This is a genomic window from Gilliamella sp. B3801, assembly GCF_026536645.1.
GTDB classification, from domain to species: domain Bacteria; phylum Pseudomonadota; class Gammaproteobacteria; order Enterobacterales; family Orbaceae; genus Gilliamella; species Gilliamella apicola_I.
The window spans coordinates 23,936-46,299 of the sequence record NZ_JAFNNR010000003.1; the positions used below are offsets into that span (position 1 = coordinate 23,936).

Here is a 22,364-nt window from a genome sequence, read left to right on the forward strand (position 1 = left end):
CTACCTGTCGACAGCGGAAAAGGGGCAATATTGGGGGATCAAAATCCCCCATTGAATGTTTTTAAAGTGATGCTTTGTTTTTGTCTAAAAGGGCAATTAAATTTTACAAGCCCCGCCTTCACAACCGTCATCACTTTCAGTTAGTGCAATATCCCCTTGAATATCTTCAGCCCCATCGCGTGTGTTATGGTAGTAGAGTGTTTTGACACCAAATTTATATGCGGTTAATAAATCAGCAAGTAGCTGTTTCATCGGTACTTTGTCATTCGGGAATTTTGTCGGATCATAATTGGTGTTAGCCGAAATTGATTGATCGATAAATTTCTGCATAATACCAACTAATTGTAAATAACCCGTGTTATTAGGAATTTGCCAAAGTAGTTCATAGAAGTTTTTTAAATCTTTATAGTCAGGTACTACCTGCTTTAAGATGCCATCTTTCGATGCTTTAACGCTGACATACCCTCGAGGTGGCTCGATACCATTAGTCGCATTAGATATTTGCGAAGACGTTTCAGAAGGCATTAACGCCGATAAGGTTGAATTACGTAGACCATGAGTTTTAATTGATTCACGCAGTGATTCCCAATCATAATGTAATGGCTCTTTTGTAATGGTATCAAGATCCTTTTTATAGGTATCTATCGGTAATATCCCTTGTGAATAGGTCGTTTCGTTAAATAAGTTACATGCACCTTTTTCTTTCGCTAGGTTATTTGATGCTTTTAAAAGATAATATTGCATCGCTTCAAACGTGCGGTGGGTTAAATTATTAGCGCTGCCGTCTGAATATTTTACCCCATGTTTTGCTAAATAATAGGCATAGTTAATGACACCAATGCCTAATGTACGGCGATTAATAGATGAATTGCGAGCAGCAGGAACAGGGTAATCCTGATAATCAAGCAGTGAATCAAGGGCACGAACCGTTAAATCGGCAAGCTCTTCAAAATCATCTAACGATTGAATTTCACCTAAATTAAAAGCGGACAGTGTACATAGTGCTATTTCACCCTTTTCATCGTTGACATTATTCAGCGGTTTAGTTGGTAACGCAATTTCCATACATAAATTAGATTGATGTACAGGCGCAAGCTGAGCATTGAATGGACTGTGAGTATTACAGTGGTCAACATTTTGGATATAAATACGTCCAGTTGATGCACGTTCTTGCATTAACAGGGCAAAGAGTTCTACCGCTTTTACTACACGTTTTCGAATGTTTACATCTTGTTCATATTGATGATACAACGCATCGAATTTTGCTTGATCGGCAAAAAACGCCTCGTATAGACCCGGAACATCTGACGGGCTAAAAAGGGTAATGTTTTCGTTTTGGATTAAGCGTTGATACATTAATTTATTAATCTGAACACCATAATCCAAATGTCGAACACGGTTTTCTTCAACACCTCGATTGTTACGTAAAACCAATAGACTTTCGACTTCTAAATGCCAAAGCGGGTAAAATACCGTTGCAGCACCACCACGAACACCGCCTTGTGAACAGGATTTTACCGCTGTTTGAAAATATTTATAAAAAGGAATACAACCGGTGTGGAAAGCTTCACCACCACGAATCGAACTACCAAGCGCTCGAATTTTGCCCGCATTAACACCAATGCCTGCACGTTGTGACACATATTTGACAATTGCGCTTGCCGTCGCATTAATAGAATCTAAGCTGTCATCACATTCGATAAGTACACATGAACTAAATTGGCGTGTTGGGGTGCGAACACCGGCCATAATTGGCGTTGGTAATGAAATTTTAAAAGTTGAGACTGCATCATAAAAGCGTTTGATGTAGCTAAGACGCGTATCTTTAGGGTAATTAGCAAAAAGACAAGCTGCGACTAAAATGTATAAAAACTGTGCACTTTCATAAATCTCGCCTGTTACCCGATTTTGAACTAAGTATTTTCCTTCAAGCTGTTTTACTGCTGCGTACGAAAAAGACATATCACGCCAATGATCGATAATTTTATCCATTTGTTCAAACTCTTCTTGCGTATAATCTTCAAGTAAGTGTTTGTCATAACGGTCACTTGCCACTAGTTTTTTTACATGTTCATAAAGTGGTGGAGGAGTAAATTGGTTATACGCTTTTTTACGTAAATGAAAAATGGCTAAACGTGCAGCCAAATATTGATAATCTGGTGAATCTTGCGATATAAGATCGGCGGCAGCTCGAATAATTGTTTCATGAATATCAGATGTTCGGATCCCATCATAAAATTGAATATGTGAACGTAATTCAACTTGAGATACCGAAACATTTTCTAATCCTTCTGCTGCCCATGTAATTACCTTGTGAATTTTATCAAGATTGATAGGTTCTTTCTTACCATCTCGCTTGGTCACAAATATTGATTTATTCATTTTCCATCCAGTTTTATCCCGTTTTTTGTGGAGCTTATCATAATTGATATTTGTCAAAATATACAATATATAGTGCCTATTAATCATTTTATTACTATATATAGTGTATTTATTAGTCAGTTAACATTTTTTTATTTTGTTAACTATCGGTTAGTAAACGTTTTTTTCTGTAATAAAATAAAATGGTTTAGAAAGGTTTTACTTATGAATCATTTTTGGTTTTTATAACGTTGAATTGCGCTTGCTTTATTTTGGGCTTCTAACCATGCAAGTTTATCGGCATAATTTTTTTCTGCACCACGATCAGTTGGTTGATAATATTTACTATCGGCCATTTCAGGCGGAAAATAATTTTCACCTGCTGCAAAAGCATTAGGTTCATCATGTGCATAACGGTATTGTGCTCCATAGCCCAAATTTTTCATTAGACTGGTTGGTGCATTACGTAAATGTTCAGGTACATCATAGTCTGGCTTAGACTGCGCGTCACTCATAGCTTGTTTGAAAGCAAGATAGACGGCGTTACTTTTCGGTGCACAAGCCAAATAAACTATAGCTTGCGCAATGGCGCGTTCTCCCTCGGCGGGGCCAACACGCGTAAAACAATCCCACGCCGCCAATGCAACTTGCATTGCTCTTGGATCAGCATTGCCGACATCTTCAGAGGCAATTGCCAGTAATCGACGAGCAACATAGAGGGGATCACCACCAGCAGTAATGATTCTTGCATACCAGTATAATGCAGCGTCAGGCGCAGAACCACGAATTGATTTATGGACGGCAGAAATCAAATCATAATATCGGTCACCTTGATTATCGAATCTGGCACTACGCTCACCCATGACTTCTTTGAGTAACGCTGGTGTTAGTTCATTGCCACCGGACATATCCACTAATAATTCAAGTGTATTCAGTGCACGTCTGGCATCCCCCCCGACAAATTCAGCAATCTGTTTTTTTGTTTCTGGTGGTAACACGACATGTTTATTGCCATAACCTCGAACCGGATCATCAATGGCTTGTTGTAAAATATTTTCGATATCGGCATTGGTTAATGATTTGAGTAAATAAACCCTAGCTCGTGATAACAGCGCTGAATTGAGTTCGAATGACGGATTTTCAGTTGTCGCCCCAATAAAAGTAACTGTACCATTTTCAACATAAGGCAAAAATGCATCTTGTTGGCTTTTATTAAAACGATGAACTTCATCAACAAATAAGATCGTACGGATACCCGCTTGCTGATTGATTTTTGCACACTCAATGGCTTCACGAATATCTTTGATTCCGGATGTGACTGCCGAAATTCTTTCGACTTTAGCATGAGCATGATGCGCTATAATTTCAGCTAATGTGGTTTTCCCAGTGCCCGGAGGCCCCCATAAGATCATTGAATGAAGGTTTCCGGCTTCAATGGCTTTCGGTAATGGTTTTCCTGCTCCTAGTAGCTGAGTTTGTCCAATGTATTCTGATAAATTACGTGGACGCATTTTTGCCGCTAAAGGCTGAAATTCATCGGTCGTAAAATCAAATGACATGCTAGGCATAACAGGTGGTATCCAAGTTTGAAAAATTCATTATATTATATACTTGTTAATTGATAAGTGAAAAAGAAAAGAAAATAACTTTTCGAACTTAACGAAAAACGGTAATATTTTGACCTAATCAGATTTACGAACACTATTTAACGCTTTGTTATAGATAAAAAAAGTAAGGATTCGTTATGAAACAATTTTTAGTATTAATGGGATTATTAGTTAGCGTATCCGCTTGGGCAGGTGATAAAGAGGTCTTACAACAGCGTTTAGACAAAGTTGACGGATTTTATGCACGCTTTTCACAAGATGTAAAAACAGCAGATAATCAGCAAGTTCAAGAAGGAAAGGGGGATCTTTGGGTAACAAGACCTTACTATTTTAATTGGAGAATGACAGAGCCAGAGGAAACAACTATTATTTCGGATGGAAGTAATATGTGGGTCTATACGCCAACAGTCGAACAAGTCACAGTGATGGATTTAAAAAAAGCCGTTGATAATCGTTTAATGCTTTTAATTACCGATAGTCATAATCCTATTTGGAACCACTATCAAGTTACACGTAAACAAGATTCATTCACTTTAAAGCCAACAGACAGTTCAAGTCAGAATTTTATCATTTCAGTGTTACCAAGCGGAATGATTTCCAATTTTACGATTATTGAGGAAGATGGACAACGCAGTTTTTATGATCTATCGCACCAAAAACTTGGAAAAGTAGAACTCAGTAAGTTTCATTTTGAACCGCCTTTAGGCATTCAAATTGACGATCAACGATAAGTGATCAATGCGTTTAAAGTAATAAAAGTCATTATCGATTATCATTTTGAGCCTTAAACACAAGATAGCGTCAATTAATTTTGCTAAATTTATTTTTAATTAGTTGATAGCTACGAGTGAGTTAAAGCTTGATGATTTGTTTAGTTTAGTCTAATTCATTGTTATTGATACTAATGACGGGATTATCAGAAAATAAATAGTGATCACGTCTTGTTTCAAAATCTTTATTTGCAGCATCAAAAAGTGCTTTTTTAGTGTTTTCTAAATGCTGCCACATCGCTAATTTTGCTGCTTTAGGATCTCGATTAATTAAAGCTTCCAAAATTTGGTTATGTTCATCTGCCCAATTATTAATGGTTTGTTCTGGCATATTTTCATGAAGTTTTTTCCATAAAGGATTTAACGTGCGCTGTTGCCATGTCTCTTCAACAATGATAGTTAAAGCACTGTTACGAGTAATCATGGCAATCTGAGTATGGAATTTAATATCCCAATAGGGATCGCGATGATGATCTTCTTTTTGAGCATTATGTTGAATTTCTAATAATTTAACAATATCTCCCTTGGTGATTTGTGTGGCAGCAAATTCAGCAATATTACTTTCAATAAGTTGGCGTGCTTGCAACAGTTCAAAAGGCCCACTTTTTACAAAATTTAATCCTCCTGAAGTTGATGAAAGGTTTTTAAGCGAGCTATTGCCAATAACGTGGATACCCGATCCTTTACGTGCTTCAACAAAACCTTCAACTTCTAACATGATTATTGCTTCTCTTACGACAGAACGACTAACTTTTAACTCTTCGCACACCAATCTTTCTGAAGGTAATTTGCTTCCTATTGGGTAAATACCGCTAATAATCCGATTTTTTAATTCTGATGCGATGACTTGATAAAGCCTGTGATATTCATTTTGTTTTTCGGTCATAATTTATTTTTTTAAAATACCTAAGTCGTTTAAATATAACCTTAAAATAACATCTAATTGATTAGAGTTAAATAATGTAACTCTAATTTTTTTTATACTATTTTTATCAATTCTTACATAACTGACAAGTCGATAAACCATCTTAAATTGTTGTTATATTTTAGCTATATCATGTGTGTCAACTTTTTAGATTGTCATATATGTTTGAGTTAAATTTGATGTCTTTTTCACTAAATTTATATATCTAATATAGGTTAACTATCTTGCAGTTATAAGTTAGATTTTTTAGGGATACTTAACCGTGTTACATTTTATCGTCTCACGCATGTTGCTGAATCGACATTCCTCATTTTTTGATCATTTAAAACACAGTTAATGGCGTCTAATTAAAACATTTTTAATCATTCAATGGGTAAACCCATCTTGTTGCGATTTATGAATTAAAAAGTTGTCTGATATCTTGTTTTAAAGTTCAACGTTCAAATTTTTTTGAATTTATCAGCATAATGATTATCTTACTTTTAGATTTACCTATTGTTAACAAAACACCATGATGAATTTTGCTGTTTATTGCAAGTCTTAGAAATAATTTTTGATGTGGATCACATTTATCCAATAAACCCATTAAAGCTAAATTTTTAGCTCTTTATATTCCTTATCAGTGGTTAACTCTTCATAGGATAAATTATGACAAGTGAATTTTATAAAAAACCAACTTATTGGTTTGCTTCCTGTTATAGCTTTATGTATTACGCAGCAGGCAGTTTTGTTTTCTCTTTTTACTCAATTTGGCTTAGTAAAGAGATTGGTTTAACAGCGAAACAAACGGGTATCATTTATTCATTTAACTACTTTATTTCGTTAATTATCATGATTATATATGGTGTTTATCAAGATAAATTAGTCTTAAAAAAACACCTTATTTGGTTTCAAAGTATTATTATCACCTGCGCAGCACCTGCATTAATTTATATTTATGAACCACTTTTAAAGCATAACTTTTATGTTGGTGTGATTTTTGGCAGTTTCTTTTTAGGATTTGGTTGGGTGGCAGGTATGGGACTGATTGATTCATATTGTGAAAAGATTAGTCGGGCGTTTGGATTTGAATTTGGACAATGTCGAACTTGGGGCTGTATTGCTTATGCAGTAGGGACTTTTATCGCCGGAATTTTAATAAGTATTAATCCCCATCTTAATTTTTGGGCAGCGTCAATTGTCGGTCTCTGTTTTATGATTTTAAATCTCAATTTCAAACCTGACTTAACTCAATCCTCAAGTGTGGTATTTCAAAAGAAAGAAAAATTGACCTTTAATGAAATCCTTTCTGTGTTTACGCTCAAAAAGTTTTGGATATTTGTTATTTATGTATTAGGCACTTATAGCCTTTATAATATTTATGATCAGCAACTGTTTCCTGTCTATTTCACACAACAATTTACCGATGTAAATGATGGTTATCATTTATATGGTTTATTAAATTCTTTTCAAGTGTTCTTAGAAGCTGCAGTCATGTTTTGTGTTCCTTTTGTTGTTAATCGAGTGGGCGCAAAAAATGCACTTATTTTTGCTGCATTTATATCGGCATCACGAATATTTTTAACTGCTCATGTTGATAGCATTGTCATTATATCCATTATTAAGCTGATGCATTGTTTAGAAATTTCAACCATTTTAGTCTCAGTATTTAAGTATATTGATAACAATTTTAATGCTCGTCTTTCTGCCACTGTTTTTCTGATTGGTTATCAAGTCGCAGGTTCAGTTGGGGTTATTTTGTTCTCAACTTATGTTGGCGACATTTATGATACCGCTGGCGCCGCAACGACGTTTAATAATTTAGGTTTGGTGGTTTTAGGTTTTATGATTTTTGCCATTTTCTTCTTAAGTCGAGACCAAAAAGCAAACACATTAAAAAAAGATTAATAAAAACACATATCTTTTAGACGGTAATAATAAGAATTTATTAAGACATATTAAGGATTAAAAATGAATATATTCAATTCAGTGACACAATTTAACTTTGAACAAACTCGAACTATTTCACCTGAAAATATGACAGGCGAAAAGGGTAAGTCTTGTATGAAAGCGAGTGCTTTAGGTCCTAGCCGTAAAGGACAAGGGTGTATCTCGATTCCCGCAGGGGAAAAAATAACTATTGCAGAAATTAGCGGGCCTGCTGAAATTAGACATATGTGGTTTACCTTAACCGATAGAACACATCGTGGTAGTTTTGTCTTGCGTGATGTGGTTATTCGTATCTACTGGGATGACGAAACAATACCGTCAGTTGAAAGCCCAATTGGTGATTTTTTCTGTAATGGATTTGGAGCAAGATGTGATATCAATTCATTACCGATTGTGGTTAATCCAACAGGGGGATTTAACTGTTATTTTAGAATGCCATTCAATAAAAAAGCCAGAATAGAAATTCACAACGAGCATGAAGCAGATTTACAACATTTCTTTTTCACTATTAATTATGCCATCATGCCAAAACCGTTCGAACATCCTCTCTATTTTCATGCACAATGGCGTCGTCAGCGAGTAACTCAGTATGCACAAGATTATGTCATATTAGATAACGTACAAGGTCATGGCTATTATGTGGGGACGTATTTAGCCCTAACCGCATTAGAACGGTATTGGTGGGGAGAAGGCGAGTTCAAATTTTATCTGGATGATGATAGTGCGTATCCAACACAACATTCAACTGGCTCAGAAGACTATTTTGGTGGGGCATGGGCATTTCATAATCGTGACAGTCAAGGTAAGCCTAAAGCAAAATGTTTTCAAACACTGTTTATGGGCTATCCTTATCAAACTAATCGAGATGCTACACGGGATTTTTTTCAAACAGGTGATTCAAATCCGGTACATGGCTTCGGCGATGATGCACTTCCGATGCATGGTTTATACCGTTGGCATTTACCTGATCCGGTTGCTTTCCATAAAAATATTAAGTTAGCTTTTCAACAGATCGGAAATGATGATATAAGATTGTATGAACGTTGTGATGATATTGCCAGCGTGGCGTATTGGTATCAAAATCCGTCGGAAAATCACAACCCGACTTTTCCCAATAAACAACAACGCACACCACGATAGTCTGGAAGGTGAAATATGGCGAGTAATAAATTAAGAATCAATGATATTGCTCGTTTGGCTGGCGTTTCGGCAACGACCGTCAGCCATATTTTTAATAAACGAGATAAAAAATATCGAATCTCATCTCTTACACGCCAAAAAGTGCTTGCAATAGCTGAGCAGTATAAAGAGCAATCGCATATTCGTCGATACTTAGTCAAGGCGAAGAGTACCAATACAATTGGTGTCATTGTTCCTGATATGTCGAACTCGTTTTTTTCGATGTTTTTACACCATTTAGAAGCATCATTTCGGGAAAAAAATATTCAGCTTTTAATTACTTGTAGCCACTATAATAAAGAGGTTGAAATTAATGTAGCGCAAAATTTGGTTGAACGAAAAGTGGATGCAATGATAGTGGTCACATCACTAGATAGCGATGAGTTTTACATTAGTATTAATCAACATACTCCGGTGTTATTTTTTGATCGTTATATTGAGCATACCACACTTCCATTTATTACAAGTGAGGCAATAGGATCGGTAGCTGAATTAATCGAACCTTATGCAAAAAAATTAAATGAGTTTTATTTTATTGGTTGTGATGCACAACTCACTTCAATTCGTGCTCGGTTACAAGGATTTAAACAAGGTTTAACGAATGCAGGCTTAACGCCAGCTTCTGACTGGATCATTTGTGATAGTTATTGCCCAAATAAAGGTTATGACTTACTCAAACGATTGCATCAAAAATTAGGGCGTTTACCGAAAGCTATTTTTACTCCGTCCGGTAATTTATTGCAGGAAGTGTTGAGCTATTTAGTCGAGGTTAAAGTTAATCCAGACCAAATTTGCTTATGTTCGTATGATTATAATATTTATCTGGATTACTCTTATTATCCGATTGATGCTATTGCACAAGATTTTCAAACTATGGCACTGACGTGTGTAAACACTATAGATGATCTGCTTAATTTTAAAGCGCTAAAGCATAACGCGATTTTCATCAAACCACAAATTAAACGCCATCCATAGCTTTTACGATGAGAGACAAAAGTAATAATAAGATGATTAGCGATTAGCGTTTTTCATGATACGCGCTTTATCAACCTGCCATTGCCGTTCTTTGATATCCGTTCGTTTATCGTACTCTTTCTTGCCTTTAGCCAAACCAATTTTGACTTTTGCCCAAGCATTTTTCCAATATAATGAAAGCGCAACAACTGTGTAACCTTTTTGATTGATTTGACCAAATAGCGAATTTAATTCACGTTCATTCAAAAGCAATTTACGGTTACGCATGGGATCGCAGACAACATGTGTTGAAGCCACATTTAATGGTGTAATGGTTGCACCAAATAACCATGCTTCCCCGTCTTTAAGCAGTACATAGCTATCGCTAATATTTACTTTTCCTGCACGCAGGGATTTAACTTCCCAACCTTGTAGGGATAATCCCGCCTCAATTTCCTCTTCAATAAAGTACTCATGGCGTGCGCGTTTATTTAATGCAATGGTTGCCGAACCGGGTTTGTGTGATTTTTTCTTAGTCATAATGTGCGTTATTATAGAGTTACGTGTTAATATATGCCACAAATTTTATTTTTAATTAATTAATGTTATGGCACATATATTTCACGAAGTTATTGAACCGTATTCAATTGAACAAATGTTTTCATTAGTCAATGACATTGAGCGATATCCTGAATTTGTTCCCGATTGTATCGCAACGGGAATTATTAGAAAACAGGATAATATTATTGCTGCATTTATTGAAGTTGAAAAATTTGGTTTCAAAAAATCATTTACCACATTAAATCAAATTAATGAACCTAATTCAATCGATTTAACCCTTTTAGAAGGCCCATTCAAGCACCTTTCGGGCAAATGGCAGTTTACTACACTTTCTGACAACCAAAGTAAAATCAGTTTTAGTTTAGATTTTGAATTTCAAAATAAATTATTAGACATGACTTTTACCCCAATGTTTAAAGATGTGATGATAAATATGGTTAAAGCGTTTTCCAATCGAGCAAGGCAGATTTATTAATATGATAACGGTTCAAGTTGTGTATGCGTTACCGAATAATCCGACAATAATTGATTGTCAGGTTGAAGAGTCGACGAATATCTTGCAAGCAATAGTAAAATCCAATATCTTATCTATTTGTCGCATTCAATTAGATGATCATCTAATTGGTATTTATGGAAAACGTTGTTCGCTTGATGAACTAGTGAAAGAGGGTGATCGTATTGAAATTTATCGCCCTTTAATCAACGATCCTAAAGAAATAAGACGAAGAAGAGCAGCATTAAATAAATAATGATTACTGGCAAGGGAAACACGATGCATAATCTGATAATTGAAAAGATTGAAACCTTATGCAAAAAACGCGGTATTAAATTGACAATCCAACGTCGTACAGTTTTAGATATCATGTTAACGGCAAATAAGGCTATGAGTGCATACGATCTTTTAGATTTATTAAAAGTCAGTGAACCTCAAGCCAAACCACCGACTATTTATCGTGCCCTTGAATTTCTGCTTGAGCAAGGCTTTATACATAAAGTTGAATCAAGCAATAGTTATATTGTTTGCCCACATTTTCAAGACCCCGATCATCTTTCAATTCTCTTTATTTGTGATAAATGCCGACAAATTTTTGAAAAACACTCAGCAAATATTGAACAACAACTAAAACAACTGGCACAACAAAGTCAATTTTTGATTAAACACAGCGTGTTGGAAATTCATGGAGTGTGTCAGTCGTGTCAACCTTAATTATTTTTCTTTGGCTATTGAATATCGGCTGTGACACGGTCGGTCAAATCGCCTTTAAATATGCAGCGATTACCTCAAAGCATAATCAAGGTTTGGATTATTGGCATAAACTATTTGGTAATTTTTGGCTTTGGATTGGTTTTGGATCTTATTTTGTTGGTTTTATTTTCTGGTTAGCTTTTTTAAGCGAAGTGCCTTTGTCACAAGGTATTTTATTGGGTTCGTTTAATATGATAACGGTCATGTTAGCAGGACGAATCTTATTTAAAGAGCACCTAACGTGTTTTCGGTTGTTAGGGATATTTTTTATTACAGCAGGAGTAGTTTTAGTAGGACTCACGGAATGAAAAAATTCTATTTAATTGGTTTTATATTACTGCTTTTTTTTGATACTTTTGGTCAAACCAGTTTTAAGCTGACAGCAATATCGGCTTTGCCTTTCGAATTGAGTGTTGATTGGTTATTACGTATTTTTAGCCACTGTTGGGCTTATTTAGTCATGATAGGTTATACCGGTGCGTTCGTGACCTGGATGGTACTGTTAAAAAAAGCACCAGTTGGCCCTGCTTTTGCAGCCTCGCATTTACAAGTTGTTACGGTAATGTTAGTGTCGGTAATGGTGTTTAATGAAAAGATTACATTAACACGCTTTATAGGCGCAATAAGTATAATCATCGGGATTATTTTTTTAGCGTTAGCTGAACAAAGAATTCACCAAAAGTCTAAAAAAGCGCATAGCTAATTTGAAAATGATGTGATTTTAACAATTTATGGCAATTACTTCTTAAATTTGTTTATCGAGATTCTTTAACATTTCGATTATAGGGCGATTTGCATCAGGAAATTCATCCGCATTCAATTCTTCTTGATCTACCCATCGGCTGGGTTGTCCTTCTTTAGCAAATGGAACGCCGTCCCATTCTTCCACTAAATAAGCGTGAATGGTAATATCACGATCATCGTAGCTGTGTTTCACTACTTTTAAAAATTGAGCATCATGGATTTGGATATCAACTTCTTCAGCAATCTCGCGTTGCAAAGTTTGATAAGGTGTTTCACCTACTTCTATTTTTCCTCCGGGAAACTCCCAAAAACCCGCTAAATGAGAGTCTTCTCCACGTTGGGTAATAAAAATTTGACAATTTTCCGAACGTATAATTCCTATTGCTATTTCAGTATGTTTTCTCATAATTCTGTTTATCTATCCGTAAAATTAGGGAAAGTGAACACTTTCCCTTGAATTTAAACGACGATGATAATCGCTGATTAAATCATCAATAATGTTTGATGATACTAAATTTTTTGCTTATTGAACAGCACCATGACAATGTTTATACTTCTTACCTGAACCACAAGGACATGGATCATTTCGTCCCACTTTGGCTTCAGTGCGAACTCTAGGTTGAGTTGAGCTTGTATTGTTTTCGCTTTCACCTTCACCTTCGATATTAGAAGCTGATTCATGACTTGCATGTTGCTTAGCTGATAGTTTTTCCATTTCAGCAATGCGTTGACGTTCTGCTTCTTCCACTTCTTCTTGTGAACGAATAACAACACGACTTAATATCCCAATAACTTCATATTTTAGTGATTCTAACATGTCTTCAAACATGTTAAAGGATTCACGTTTATATTCTTGTTTAGGATCTTTTTGCGCATAACCTCGTAGATGAATACCTTGACGTAGATAATCCATCGCAGCCAAGTGTTCTTTCCACAAGTTATCAAGCGTCTGTAACATAACTGTTTTTTCAAAATGTCTAAATGCTTCTGAACCTGCTGCTTGCTCTTTTTCTTCATAAGCTTGTTGAGCAATTTGAATAATACGTTCTCGAAGTGACTCTTCATAAAGATTTTGTTCTTCATCCAACCATTTAGCAATTGGAAGATCCAAATCAAAATCACGTTTTAGCGCTAATTCAAGTCCTGGTACATCCCACATATCTTCGATTGATTCCCGTGGAATATAACGATCGATGAGCGCATTAAATACATCAACACGGATTACGGTAATGGTATCTTTAATTTCAGTATTATCCAATATCTCATTTCGTTGACGATAAATTGCTTTACGTTGCTCATTGGCAACATCATCATATTCAAGCAATTGTTTACGAATATCAAAGTTACGACTTTCAACTTTCTTTTGAGCATTCGCAATCGCTTTATTGACCCATGGGTGTTCGATCGCTTCGCCTTCTTTCATACCCAATTTACGCATCATATTACCAACACGTTCTGACGCAAAGATTCTCATCAGCGGATCTTCAAGCGATAAATAAAAACGTGAACCGCCCGGATCTCCTTGACGACCAGCACGACCGCGTAACTGATTATCAATCCGACGGGATTCATGTCGTTCTGTACCTAAAATGTAAAGCCCGCCCAGTGCAATAACTTCTTCATGTTTAACTTGCCATGCTTGTTTAGCTTTTTCGATATCTTCTTGAGTTGGATTTTCAAGTTTTGCTAAATCGCTTTGCCAGTTACCGCCAAGCATAATATCGGTACCTCGACCCGCCATATTGGTTGCAATAGTGACAGCGCCTTTACTCCCTGCATTAGCAATAATTTCTGCTTCTTGGGCATGGAACTTGGCATTTAATACGTTGTGCTTAATGCCAACTTTTTTAAATGCATTGGATACCAATTCTGATTTTTCAATCGATGCAGTCCCCACTAGTACTGGTTGGCCTCGTTTTACACAATCTTGTACGTCAGCGACAATGGCTGCAATCTTCTCTTTTTCAGTCATATAGACTAAATCGGATTGGTCTTTACGCTGCATTGGGCGGTTAGTTGGTATAACAATGGTATCCAAACCATAAATCTGATGGAATTCGAAGGCTTCAGTATCGGCAGTACCCGTCATACCGGCTAATTTTTCATATAGACGGAAATAGTTTTGGAAAGTGATTGAAGCTAACGTCTGGTTTTCATTCTGAATTTTAACATGTTCTTTTGCTTCAACCGCTTGATGTAAGCCGTCAGACCAACGACGTCCTTCCATTGTTCGTCCAGTATGCTCATCGACAATAATAATTTCGTTATTTTTAACGATGTAGTCGACATCACGATGAAATAAATGATGGGCTCGTAGTGCCGCATTGACATGATGCATTAACACAATATTACTTGGCGCATAAAGCGACTCATCATTTTTCATGATACCTTGTTTAATTAGTAGTTCTTCTACCTTAATTAATCCTCGTTCAGTTAGATTAACTTGACGTGATTTTTCATCAATTGAAAAGTCACCGTCTCCTTGAAACTGATCTGAGTCTTCTTTTTCTTGGCGAATAAGATGAGGGATAATTTTATCAACACTCACATATTTATCTGAGCTGTCTTCGGCTTGCCCAGAAATAATCAACGGCGTTCTTGCTTCATCAATTAAAATAGAGTCAACCTCATCGACTAAAGCATAATGTAATGGTCGTTGAACACGCGCATCTTTACTAAACACCATATTGTCACGTAAGTAGTCAAATCCATATTCGTTGTTGGTACCATAAGTGATATCAGCGCTGTAAGCTTCTCGTTTTATTGCTGGCGGCATATTGGGCAGGTTAATACCAACGGTTAAACCTAAAAATTCAAATAAAGGACGATTATTTTCAGCATCACGTTGTGCTAAATAATCATTGACCGTGACGACATGCACACCTTTGCCTGTTAATGCGTTTAAATAAGCGGGTAATGTTGCGGTTAACGTTTTACCTTCACCTGTACGCATTTCGGCTATACAGCGCTCATTTAAAACCATACCACCAATTAACTGAACATCAAAATGACGCATACCAAAAACACGTTTACTGGCTTCACGGACAACGGCAAAAGCTTCTTCTAAAATATCATCTAAACGGGTACCTGATGCTAATTTTTGTTTAAATTCAACTGTTTTTGCTTTAAGTTCATCATCAGTTAATGCTTCCATTGCAGGTTCTAATGCATTAATTCTTTCAACACGCTTACGCAGGGTTTTTAGCACACGTTCATTACGGCTACCAAAAACTTTAGTTAATAATTTTAATAACATAAATTTCTCTTTCTTCTTTTAATAGGGAATGTAAGGTCGACACCTTAGATAAAAACATAAAAATTAAGTAATAAACTCTTAAATTAAATAGTGTTTTTAGGGCCTGCTCTTATCGCATTATGTGAAGTTATTTGAATGGGTTTATTGGTGGATAAAATATCGTAATTAGTCGCCATAAAGACAGTATTGGTACTGAATTTTTGGGGGTTGGTTAACGATGGTGACACCTTTCGGGTTGATATTTGTTGATCTTGAACGATTTCATTGTTCGCCATAATCCCAACGTGAGAAACCGTTGATTCATTGGGGATTGCTTCTTGCTGGCATAAACTAAACCCAGTAGCAATTACACCTAATAATAAGTGCGATAGAGCTGTTTTGATTGTTAAGCGTTTACTGAGTATTTGCCAGAAATTAGTCATGATCATAGTGGCAATATGTTAGCATTATTTGCCAAAATGAAAAACATTTATTACTTGTATTGTTATCAAGAAAATGAAGATTCAGTTAAAAAGGAAATTTATCTATCTTGTCGAACGTTTAATGACAAGATAGATAAAGATAAAAAACTATTTTACCATCAATTGACCCATCATACCCAGTGTTTCATGTTCAATGATATGACAATGATACATGCGTAATCCGGGCATATTTTGTTGAATCTTTATCGTGATTGTTTCATGGGGTCGAAGATTTACTGTATCTTTTAATGCCACGTATTGGGGGGGTATTTTGGTACCATTAAATTCATGTGAAACGACCATAAATTGTGCACCATGAATATGAAAGTTATGATCCATATGAGAGTTATTATGAATAGTCCATTCTTCAACCTCGTGAATTTTACTTTCAAGATCGATACGATTCATATCATGGCGTTTGCCATTGATTAAAAATAACATTCCGCCACGCGGCTCTTTCATGTCCATCACTTCGGTATATTCCAGTTTTTTGTGTGCGGTGGCTTGTCCAAGTTTTGGTAAGGTACGAAGTGTTGATGGCAAGGTGATTGAGTTTGACTGCGTTAAATCTAACTCTGCAAGTAACATATCTTGTTCAGGTGGTACATTGCCCATTTTGCCTCGATCGTAACCGATAGATTGCAAATAAACCGTCCCCGTTTTTTTAGGTAGAATAACAATTTCTGCCCGTTCGGCAGGGGATAACAGTAATGGTTTATTTAGTGATACAGGTTCAGACAATAATCCACCGTCAGTCCCCACTAAAAAGACATCACAATCAGGAATGGATAAGTTAAGGTATCTACCTGAACAAGCGTTCCAGATTCTTACACGTGTTGCTGAATCAACTTTAATTTTAGGTCGATAACTCCCGTTAATTAATACAAATTGACCTTCACGACCGTTCATCCAATCAACCATGGTATTATCGGCAATTTCACCTTTATCCGTTAATTTTAAATCTGAAAAGAACCAGTGTTGTTCAGGAAGAGAATTTAAAGGATCATCTTTACTTCGAACAATGAATGTTCCAGCTAAACCTCGATAAACTTGTTCAGCTACTGTTTCATGTCCATGAGGATGATACCAAAATGTGCCTGCATTTCCTTTAGGAACGTCAAATTCATAAACACGACTTTTTCCCGCTGGAATGGCATCTTGAGGGTTACCGTCTTGATTCGATGGAATAAGTAACCCATGCCAATGCACGGTTGTGGCTTGTGGCAGATCATTTTTTACCGTGATTTTAACGTGATCACCCTCGTTAACTTCAATTTTAGGGCCGGGAATCATACCGTTATATGCCCAAAATTCCGTCGTAATTTCAGGTGTTAAGGCAATTTTGACGGGTTTGAGGTGTAAGGTCGCTTCAAATACTCCCGGTTGATTACTTTCATTTTTTAAATTGATCAAGCTGGGTAAATTGTCGTTCTGTTTTAGTGAGGAAGTAGGCAAAAGCTTTTGTGGTTTTTGATCGTGATTCATATTCATGTTCATATTCATATGTTCGTGCATATTATCCCCCTTGTTACAATCATCAGAATTGAGTTCGCAGGTCATACCCGTCATCTTGGTATGTTCCATTTTAGCAATGGCTTTGGTTGCAACTAATCCACCTACAGCAGCCGTAAAATTCATTAAAAAATGTCGACGTTTCATAATATTCCCATAATAAATTAACTGATTTAACAATAACGCTGAAAATCGTGATGTGAGCAAACATAACGATAGATAACGTTTATTTATAACTGATAGTGATTAACAACTACTATCTAATAGCGATAACTTATTAAGCAATTCGTGGTGGTCTTAATTCAGGAATAAATTCATTATCATTTGCAATGAATTTAAATGACAAAAAATGTGTAAAGTTGATTTGCCTATCGAGGTTAATGGCATAGCTTGAAACAATTGCACCACATACAGCACAATGATTGATTAATGAACAATTTATTTTTGATGATAAAGATTTAGCGTGATGAGGATCCGAGCTTTGATCGAATGTTAAAATGGAATGAGTCGTTGAATAACAAGTCGAGTCAAAAGACTTTCCCATTTTTGATAATGGTAGTAAAAAATAACCAAACAGCAACAAAACCGCTGTTAATACAACGATGCCTTTAAATTGTATATTGAGGATCCTTACTGACATATTACAATCTCACAACGCATCAAATCGCTAATAAGCAGTATTGTACTTCAAACGTCACTATATAGCACGTTTTTTAAACATTTCTTATTTTTAAACAACATAATTGATAGTTAACAAATTGAATAAATTTATTAATTAGATAAATAAGATATAGACTTTTTTTAAGTTTGGCGAATTAATGAAATTCGTATTGCGATTGACCCTTAAACTCATTTTCAAATTTGTCTCAAAATTCCCCTTTATTGTTTAAAATAAGCAAGATAATTGTTTAGGCTTCTGGTATGATATGCAGTAATTTTAATTGACTAATCATTACAATATGAAAATTCTTTTTGGTGTTCAAGGAACAGGAAATGGTCATATTAGCCGATGTCGAACTTTAGCCAAAGCGCTAAAAAAGGCAGGCGCTGATGTTGAGTATATTTTTAGTGGGCGTGATCCAAAAGATTATTTTGATATGGACGTTTTTGGTCATTATAAGACTTTTCGGGGTGTTACCTTTGCAACAGTCAATGGAAAGATAAATTTTCGTAAAACGGTTCAACGCATCCGTGCTTTTCGGTTAATTAAAGATGTTCGCGAACTGGACTTATCAAAGTATGATTGTATTATTAGTGATTTTGAGCCGGTAAGCGCTTGGGCTGCTCATCATCAGCATCGAGAATGCTTAGGTATCAGTAATCAGGCGGTTTGTCAGTATTTAAAACCCAAAGAATATGGACTGATTGCAAATGTGATCATGAAGTATTATGCGCCAGTAACCAAGCCAATTGGTTTACACTGGTTTCATTTTGGACATAAATTATTGCCACCCATGATTGATTCATTTCAAGTAGCGCCTACCGAAAATGGTTCCATTGTTGTTTATTTGCCATTTGAAAATATGGCTGAAATTGTTGAATTACTTAAACAATTTCCTAAACATCAATTTATCTGTTTTCATCCAAATATAAAGCAATTATCACAAAACGATAATGTTACTTTGCACCCTCTTTGTCGTGACGGTTTTATGGATGCGGTAATAAGCTGTTCGGGGATTATTTCTAACACGGGATTTGCACTAATATCTGAAGCATTAGTTTTGGGTAAAAAGATTTTGACTAAACCTGTCTCGGGTCAGTTTGAACAAATCTATAATGCTCAATGTTTACATACATTAGATATGGCAACGGTGATGGAAACCTTAAATAGCATTAAACTTAAGTATTGGTTAGATTTACCTTCGCCAAAACCAACGGTCTATCCTGATGTTGCAACTGAACTTGCTAATTGGATTGTTAATGGGCAAAAAGAGTCTTTGCTTTCTTTAAGTCAACGACTTTGGGCGCAAACTGTTTTTCCCGAAAATGTAAATCAACGAATTAAAGCTTTAGGTTATGTATAAACAAACTCACATGACACTTAGTATCATTGTTGCCATGGCACATAATCGTGTTATTGGTTTTAACAATCAGATGCCTTGGCATTTACCTGCTGATTTGGCATGGTTTAAAAAAAATACGCTTAATAAACCTGTTATTATGGGCAGGAAAACGTTTGAATCTATCGGCAAAGCGTTACCCAATCGACATAATATTGTTATCTCAAGGCAAGCAAAAACCGAAGCCGAATCAAATATAAACCCTAATATAAGTTGGGTCACATCTATTGATGAGGCACTGGTAGTGGCCAATAGTCAACAATGTCAGGAAGTCTTTATCATTGGTGGTGGCAATATTTATCAGCAAGTTTTACCATTTATCAATAGACTTTACTTAACGCATATTGATGCTGATTTACAAGGTGATACTTATTTTCCTAATTACGCCCCCGAAACTTGGCAATCAGTTTTCCAAGAACATCATCAAGCTGATGATAAAAATTCTTACGATTATTACTTTGAAGTGTTAGAACGTAATTCAACTTTCTAACGGAATGATGTTTTATTAAGCAAGACTTAGGGTAGCCTAGCAAATCGCTCACCCTTGGTGGCGTCTTGCTTCAATGACATCGGGTAGCTGTTTTATTTTATTAAGTATACGATTTAACGAGTCTTGATCAAAGATTTCCATGTCGACATCAATATTAGCCAATTGTTGCTTCATATCACTTCGACTTATTAATCCAAGCACATTGACTTTTTCGTTAGCTAAAATGGTTGTGATATCACGTAATAAGCCACTCCGATCGTTAGCGATGATCTGTATCACCATGGTATAACTTGAATTGGTTTCATTACTCCAAACCGCACTAGTGATTCGTTCAGGAGCGTGATTTTTTAAATCCTGTAACTGTTCACAATCCGCCCGATGAATGGAAATGCCTCGCCCTTGAGTTACAAAACCGACAATTGGATCACCGGGAATAGGACGACAGCAATTTGCAATAGTGCACATTAAATTACCGACACCTTCAATAATAATTTCACTTCCTTTTTTATTACCGATTTTGTGGGTATTTTTCGTTTGTGAATTGGATTTTTGAACAATTTGTTTTAATGCCGCTTCGTCTTCTTCTTCAGCGGTAGGTTTATTGACTTGGGCATTAACAAAATTGACCAATTGATTTATTCTGACATCACCACTACCAATACCTGCAAGAACTTCATTAAAGGAATGGGCGTTATATTTATCAATCAGCATTTTTTCAACGCTTTTCAAACTGATATTTAAAGGTTCCAGCTCATCTTCTAAAATTTGTTGACCAGCTGCTATATTTTTATGTCGATCTTGTTTTTTGAACCATGCCTGAATTTTAGCTCGTGCCCGACTACTATTTACAAATCCGGTATTTGGATTCAACCAATCTCGGCTTGGATTAGGTTGTTTTTGAGTGATTACTTCAACTTGATCGCCCATTTTTAGGTTATAAGTAAATGGTACAATTCGTCCTCCAACTTTTGCACCAATACAACGATGACCTACATCACTGTGAATATGATAGGCAAAATCAAGCGGTGTTGAACCAGTAGGCAAATCAACCACATCACCTTTAGGCGTAAAGACATAGACTCTATCATCAAAAATCTGGCTACGTACGGCTTCTTGTATTTCACCGCTTTCAGACATCTCTTGTTGCCATGTTAATAATTTTCGTAGCCAAGTAATTCGCTGATCATAAGCAGTCATTTTATCAGTACTGCCTTCTTTATATTTCCAGTGCGCAGCAATGCCTAATTCAGCATCATTGTGCATTTGCTCAGTTCGAATTTGAATTTCAATCGTTTTATTTTCGGGGCCATACACTACGGTATGAATTGATTGATAACCATTTGGTTTGGGGTTGGCAACATAATCATCAAATTCTTTAGCAATATGTTTATAATGACTATGGACAATACCTAATGCGTTATAACAATCTTCAATACGATCACAAATAATCCGTACAGCACGAATATCATAAAGATCTTCAAATTCAAGGTGTTTGCGTTCCATTTTTCGCCAGATACTGTAAATATGTTTCGGGCGTCCATAAACTTCTGCACGAATATGATCTTTATTCATTAACGCTTGTAGATGCTTAACAAAATGATTGATATAGGATTCACGATCAAGGCGTTTTTCGTGTAATTTTTTAGCAATAAAGCGATATTCATTCGGATAGAGATAACGGAAACAAAAATCTTCCAGCTCCCATTTTAATTGACCAATTCCTAAACGGTTGGCAAGAGGTGCATAGATGTTAAAACACTCCTTAGCAGCTAGGACTTGTTCTTCTTGTGGAGCATTTAACAGATTACGTAAATAAGTGATGCGTTCGGCAATTTTTATCACTACACTGCGAAAATCATTAACCATTGCCAATAACATACGGCGGATGCTATCAATCTGTTCAGACGTTGCACTGCCATTGCGGATGGCGCGAAGTTGACGAATTTCTTTCATTCGAACAATGCTAGAAATAATGTGCATCATTTCACGGTCAAAATCTTCAGGAATATCTTCTCGACGTATAATCTTAGTTTCAAGGAAAGGGAGCAACAAAGCCGCACATAAACTGTTGATATCCATATTAAGTGTGGATAGTATTTCAACCATTTCAACGGCATTTTGAAAACAGTAGACTTGCTCAGCTGCACCGGCACTGCTTTCAAAGCAAAAATCCCAGACTTGTTTAAACGTCTGATAACTATCCGCGTTAGTCAGTTGTAATTCTTGTTTTGCCCATTGTTCGACATCAAACTGTGCAAGAGAGTAATGCTCTTCACTATGTTGGTGTGCTCCTCTAATTGATACCATAA

21 protein-coding genes are annotated in these 22,364 nt (G+C 36.0%); 11 read left to right on the forward strand and 10 right to left on the reverse strand.

All coding sequences use genetic code 11. The features are described from left to right. Positions 1 to 96: 96 nt before the first annotated feature. Both nrdA and J3U14_RS02885 read right to left on the reverse strand, forming a co-directional pair. Complete coding sequence (nrdA, locus tag J3U14_RS02880; protein WP_065558836.1) at positions 97 to 2,382, reverse strand: class 1a ribonucleoside-diphosphate reductase subunit alpha; 2,286 nt, start codon at positions 2,380 to 2,382, stop codon at positions 97 to 99. Positions 2,383 to 2,591: 209 nt separating this feature from the next. After that, the gene (locus J3U14_RS02885; RefSeq protein WP_267349824.1) at positions 2,592 to 3,929 is read right to left on the reverse strand and encodes a replication-associated recombination protein A; all 1,338 of its coding nucleotides are present in this window, start codon (positions 3,927 to 3,929) and stop codon (positions 2,592 to 2,594) included. A 176-nt stretch (positions 3,930 to 4,105) separates the two neighbouring features. Here J3U14_RS02885 and lolA point away from each other — a divergent pair, with 176 nt between their 5' ends. Continuing rightward, the gene (gene lolA / locus J3U14_RS02890; protein ID WP_267349822.1) at positions 4,106 to 4,699 is read left to right on the forward strand and encodes an outer membrane lipoprotein chaperone LolA; all 594 of its coding nucleotides are present in this window, start codon (positions 4,106 to 4,108) and stop codon (positions 4,697 to 4,699) included. Between the two features lie 145 nt (positions 4,700 to 4,844). On the opposite strand, the gene J3U14_RS02895 is transcribed toward lolA, so the two are convergent. Next, positions 4,845 to 5,624 (reverse strand): GntR family transcriptional regulator, encoded by a 780-nt coding sequence (locus tag J3U14_RS02895; RefSeq protein WP_267349820.1) that lies wholly within the window; start codon positions 5,622 to 5,624, stop codon positions 4,845 to 4,847. 687 nt (positions 5,625 to 6,311) lie between these two features. On the opposite strand from J3U14_RS02895, the gene J3U14_RS02900 reads away from it, so the two are divergent. The 3 genes from J3U14_RS02900 to J3U14_RS02910 all read left to right on the forward strand — a co-directional run bounded on the left by J3U14_RS02900 (position 6,312) and on the right by J3U14_RS02910 (position 9,746). Next, entirely contained in the window at positions 6,312 to 7,550 is a 1,239-nt protein-coding gene (locus tag J3U14_RS02900; protein WP_267349818.1) for an oligosaccharide MFS transporter, read from the forward strand. Between the two features lie 63 nt (positions 7,551 to 7,613). Continuing rightward, positions 7,614 to 8,732, forward strand: coding sequence for a glycoside hydrolase family 172 protein (locus J3U14_RS02905; RefSeq protein WP_267349816.1), 1,119 nt, complete (start codon positions 7,614 to 7,616; stop codon positions 8,730 to 8,732). A gap of 15 nt (positions 8,733 to 8,747) precedes the next feature. Next, complete coding sequence (locus J3U14_RS02910; RefSeq protein ID WP_267349814.1) at positions 8,748 to 9,746, forward strand: substrate-binding domain-containing protein; 999 nt, start codon at positions 8,748 to 8,750, stop codon at positions 9,744 to 9,746. Positions 9,747 to 9,782: 36 nt separating this feature from the next. Here J3U14_RS02910 and smpB read toward each other — a convergent pair whose 3' ends face one another. Further along, positions 9,783 to 10,265, reverse strand: coding sequence for an SsrA-binding protein SmpB (gene smpB / locus J3U14_RS02915; RefSeq protein WP_267349812.1), 483 nt, complete (start codon positions 10,263 to 10,265; stop codon positions 9,783 to 9,785). Positions 10,266 to 10,332: 67 nt separating this feature from the next. Between smpB and J3U14_RS02920 the strand changes: the two genes are divergently transcribed. Genes J3U14_RS02920 through J3U14_RS02940 form a run of 5 tightly spaced genes read left to right on the forward strand, consistent with a single transcriptional unit; the run spans position 10,333 to position 12,235 of the window. Continuing rightward, positions 10,333 to 10,761 carry a type II toxin-antitoxin system RatA family toxin gene (locus tag J3U14_RS02920; protein ID WP_267349810.1) on the forward strand — a complete coding sequence of 143 codons (429 nt, stop codon included), beginning with the start codon at positions 10,333 to 10,335 and terminating at the stop codon, positions 10,759 to 10,761. Between the two features lies 1 nt (position 10,762). Further along, entirely contained in the window at positions 10,763 to 11,035 is a 273-nt protein-coding gene (locus J3U14_RS02925; RefSeq protein ID WP_267349808.1) for an RnfH family protein, read from the forward strand. 23 nt (positions 11,036 to 11,058) lie between these two features. Beyond that, complete coding sequence (gene zur, locus J3U14_RS02930) at positions 11,059 to 11,493, forward strand: zinc uptake transcriptional repressor Zur (protein WP_267349806.1); 435 nt, start codon at positions 11,059 to 11,061, stop codon at positions 11,491 to 11,493. Beyond that, entirely contained in the window at positions 11,481 to 11,840 is a 360-nt protein-coding gene (locus J3U14_RS02935) for an EamA family transporter (protein WP_267349804.1), read from the forward strand. The genes zur and J3U14_RS02935 overlap by 13 nt, the downstream gene beginning before the upstream one ends. Then, on the forward strand, positions 11,837 to 12,235 hold the full coding sequence (locus tag J3U14_RS02940; RefSeq protein WP_267349802.1) for an EamA family transporter: 399 nt from the start codon (positions 11,837 to 11,839) through the stop codon (positions 12,233 to 12,235). Before J3U14_RS02935 ends, J3U14_RS02940 begins: the two co-directional genes overlap by 4 nt. 42 nt (positions 12,236 to 12,277) lie before the next feature. On the opposite strand, the gene mutT is transcribed toward J3U14_RS02940, so the two are convergent. From mutT to J3U14_RS02965, 5 genes are all read right to left on the reverse strand, one after another. Further along, positions 12,278 to 12,682: an 8-oxo-dGTP diphosphatase MutT gene (gene mutT / locus J3U14_RS02945; protein WP_267349800.1), complete on the reverse strand. Its 405-nt coding sequence runs from the start codon at positions 12,680 to 12,682 to the stop codon at positions 12,278 to 12,280. Between the two features lie 117 nt (positions 12,683 to 12,799). Continuing rightward, on the reverse strand, positions 12,800 to 15,532 hold the full coding sequence (secA, locus tag J3U14_RS02950; RefSeq protein ID WP_267349798.1) for a preprotein translocase subunit SecA: 2,733 nt from the start codon (positions 15,530 to 15,532) through the stop codon (positions 12,800 to 12,802). Between the two features lie 83 nt (positions 15,533 to 15,615). Continuing rightward, complete coding sequence (locus J3U14_RS02955) at positions 15,616 to 15,954, reverse strand: hypothetical protein (RefSeq protein ID WP_267349796.1); 339 nt, start codon at positions 15,952 to 15,954, stop codon at positions 15,616 to 15,618. Between the two features lie 147 nt (positions 15,955 to 16,101). Further along, positions 16,102 to 17,652: a multicopper oxidase family protein gene (locus tag J3U14_RS02960; RefSeq protein WP_267349794.1), complete on the reverse strand. Its 1,551-nt coding sequence runs from the start codon at positions 17,650 to 17,652 to the stop codon at positions 16,102 to 16,104. 130 nt (positions 17,653 to 17,782) lie between these two features. Further along, a complete protein-coding gene (locus J3U14_RS02965) occupies positions 17,783 to 18,145 on the reverse strand; it encodes a hypothetical protein (protein ID WP_267349792.1) in 363 nt (120 codons plus the stop codon). A gap of 319 nt (positions 18,146 to 18,464) precedes the next feature. On the opposite strand from J3U14_RS02965, the gene J3U14_RS02970 reads away from it, so the two are divergent. Together J3U14_RS02970 and folA are read left to right on the forward strand one after the other, a co-directional pair. Next, positions 18,465 to 19,529, forward strand: a complete 1,065-nt coding sequence (locus J3U14_RS02970) for an MJ1255/VC2487 family glycosyltransferase (protein ID WP_267349790.1) — start codon at positions 18,465 to 18,467, stop codon at positions 19,527 to 19,529. Between the two features lie 10 nt (positions 19,530 to 19,539). Beyond that, the gene (gene folA, locus J3U14_RS02975) at positions 19,540 to 20,055 is read left to right on the forward strand and encodes a type 3 dihydrofolate reductase (protein ID WP_267349875.1); all 516 of its coding nucleotides are present in this window, start codon (positions 19,540 to 19,542) and stop codon (positions 20,053 to 20,055) included. A gap of 48 nt (positions 20,056 to 20,103) precedes the next feature. Here folA and relA read toward each other — a convergent pair whose 3' ends face one another. Then, positions 20,104 to 22,362, reverse strand: a complete 2,259-nt coding sequence (relA, locus tag J3U14_RS02980) for a GTP diphosphokinase (RefSeq protein ID WP_267349788.1) — start codon at positions 22,360 to 22,362, stop codon at positions 20,104 to 20,106. Between the last annotated feature and the right edge of the window lie 2 nt (positions 22,363 to 22,364).

What these genes read in the sequence shown, in the direction of transcription:
- J3U14_RS02895 (WP_267349820.1), bottom strand. Translation starts at nt 5,624, where the DNA reads ATGACCGAAAAACAAAATGAATATCACAGGCTTTATCAAGTCATCGCA.
- nrdA (WP_065558836.1), bottom strand. Translation starts at nt 2,382, where the DNA reads ATGAATAAATCAATATTTGTGACCAAGCGAGATGGTAAGAAAGAACCT.
- J3U14_RS02900 (WP_267349818.1), top strand. Translation starts at nt 6,312, where the DNA reads ATGACAAGTGAATTTTATAAAAAACCAACTTATTGGTTTGCTTCCTGT.
- J3U14_RS02970 (WP_267349790.1), top strand. Translation starts at nt 18,465, where the DNA reads ATGAAAATTCTTTTTGGTGTTCAAGGAACAGGAAATGGTCATATTAGC.
- J3U14_RS02955 (WP_267349796.1), bottom strand. Translation starts at nt 15,954, where the DNA reads ATGACTAATTTCTGGCAAATACTCAGTAAACGCTTAACAATCAAAACA.
- J3U14_RS02940 (WP_267349802.1), top strand. Translation starts at nt 11,837, where the DNA reads ATGAAAAAATTCTATTTAATTGGTTTTATATTACTGCTTTTTTTTGAT.
- J3U14_RS02925 (WP_267349808.1), top strand. Translation starts at nt 10,763, where the DNA reads ATGATAACGGTTCAAGTTGTGTATGCGTTACCGAATAATCCGACAATA.
- J3U14_RS02910 (WP_267349814.1), top strand. Translation starts at nt 8,748, where the DNA reads ATGGCGAGTAATAAATTAAGAATCAATGATATTGCTCGTTTGGCTGGC.
- secA (WP_267349798.1), bottom strand. Translation starts at nt 15,532, where the DNA reads ATGTTATTAAAATTATTAACTAAAGTTTTTGGTAGCCGTAATGAACGT.
- J3U14_RS02965 (WP_267349792.1), bottom strand. Translation starts at nt 18,145, where the DNA reads ATGTCAGTAAGGATCCTCAATATACAATTTAAAGGCATCGTTGTATTA.
- zur (WP_267349806.1), top strand. Translation starts at nt 11,059, where the DNA reads ATGCATAATCTGATAATTGAAAAGATTGAAACCTTATGCAAAAAACGC.
- mutT (WP_267349800.1), bottom strand. Translation starts at nt 12,682, where the DNA reads ATGAGAAAACATACTGAAATAGCAATAGGAATTATACGTTCGGAAAAT.
- smpB (WP_267349812.1), bottom strand. Translation starts at nt 10,265, where the DNA reads ATGACTAAGAAAAAATCACACAAACCCGGTTCGGCAACCATTGCATTA.
- relA (WP_267349788.1), bottom strand. Translation starts at nt 22,362, where the DNA reads ATGGTATCAATTAGAGGAGCACACCAACATAGTGAAGAGCATTACTCT.
- J3U14_RS02960 (WP_267349794.1), bottom strand. Translation starts at nt 17,652, where the DNA reads ATGAAACGTCGACATTTTTTAATGAATTTTACGGCTGCTGTAGGTGGA.
- J3U14_RS02920 (WP_267349810.1), top strand. Translation starts at nt 10,333, where the DNA reads ATGGCACATATATTTCACGAAGTTATTGAACCGTATTCAATTGAACAA.
- J3U14_RS02885 (WP_267349824.1), bottom strand. Translation starts at nt 3,929, where the DNA reads ATGCCTAGCATGTCATTTGATTTTACGACCGATGAATTTCAGCCTTTA.
- lolA (WP_267349822.1), top strand. Translation starts at nt 4,106, where the DNA reads ATGAAACAATTTTTAGTATTAATGGGATTATTAGTTAGCGTATCCGCT.
- folA (WP_267349875.1), top strand. Translation starts at nt 19,540, where the DNA reads ATGACACTTAGTATCATTGTTGCCATGGCACATAATCGTGTTATTGGT.
- J3U14_RS02905 (WP_267349816.1), top strand. Translation starts at nt 7,614, where the DNA reads ATGAATATATTCAATTCAGTGACACAATTTAACTTTGAACAAACTCGA.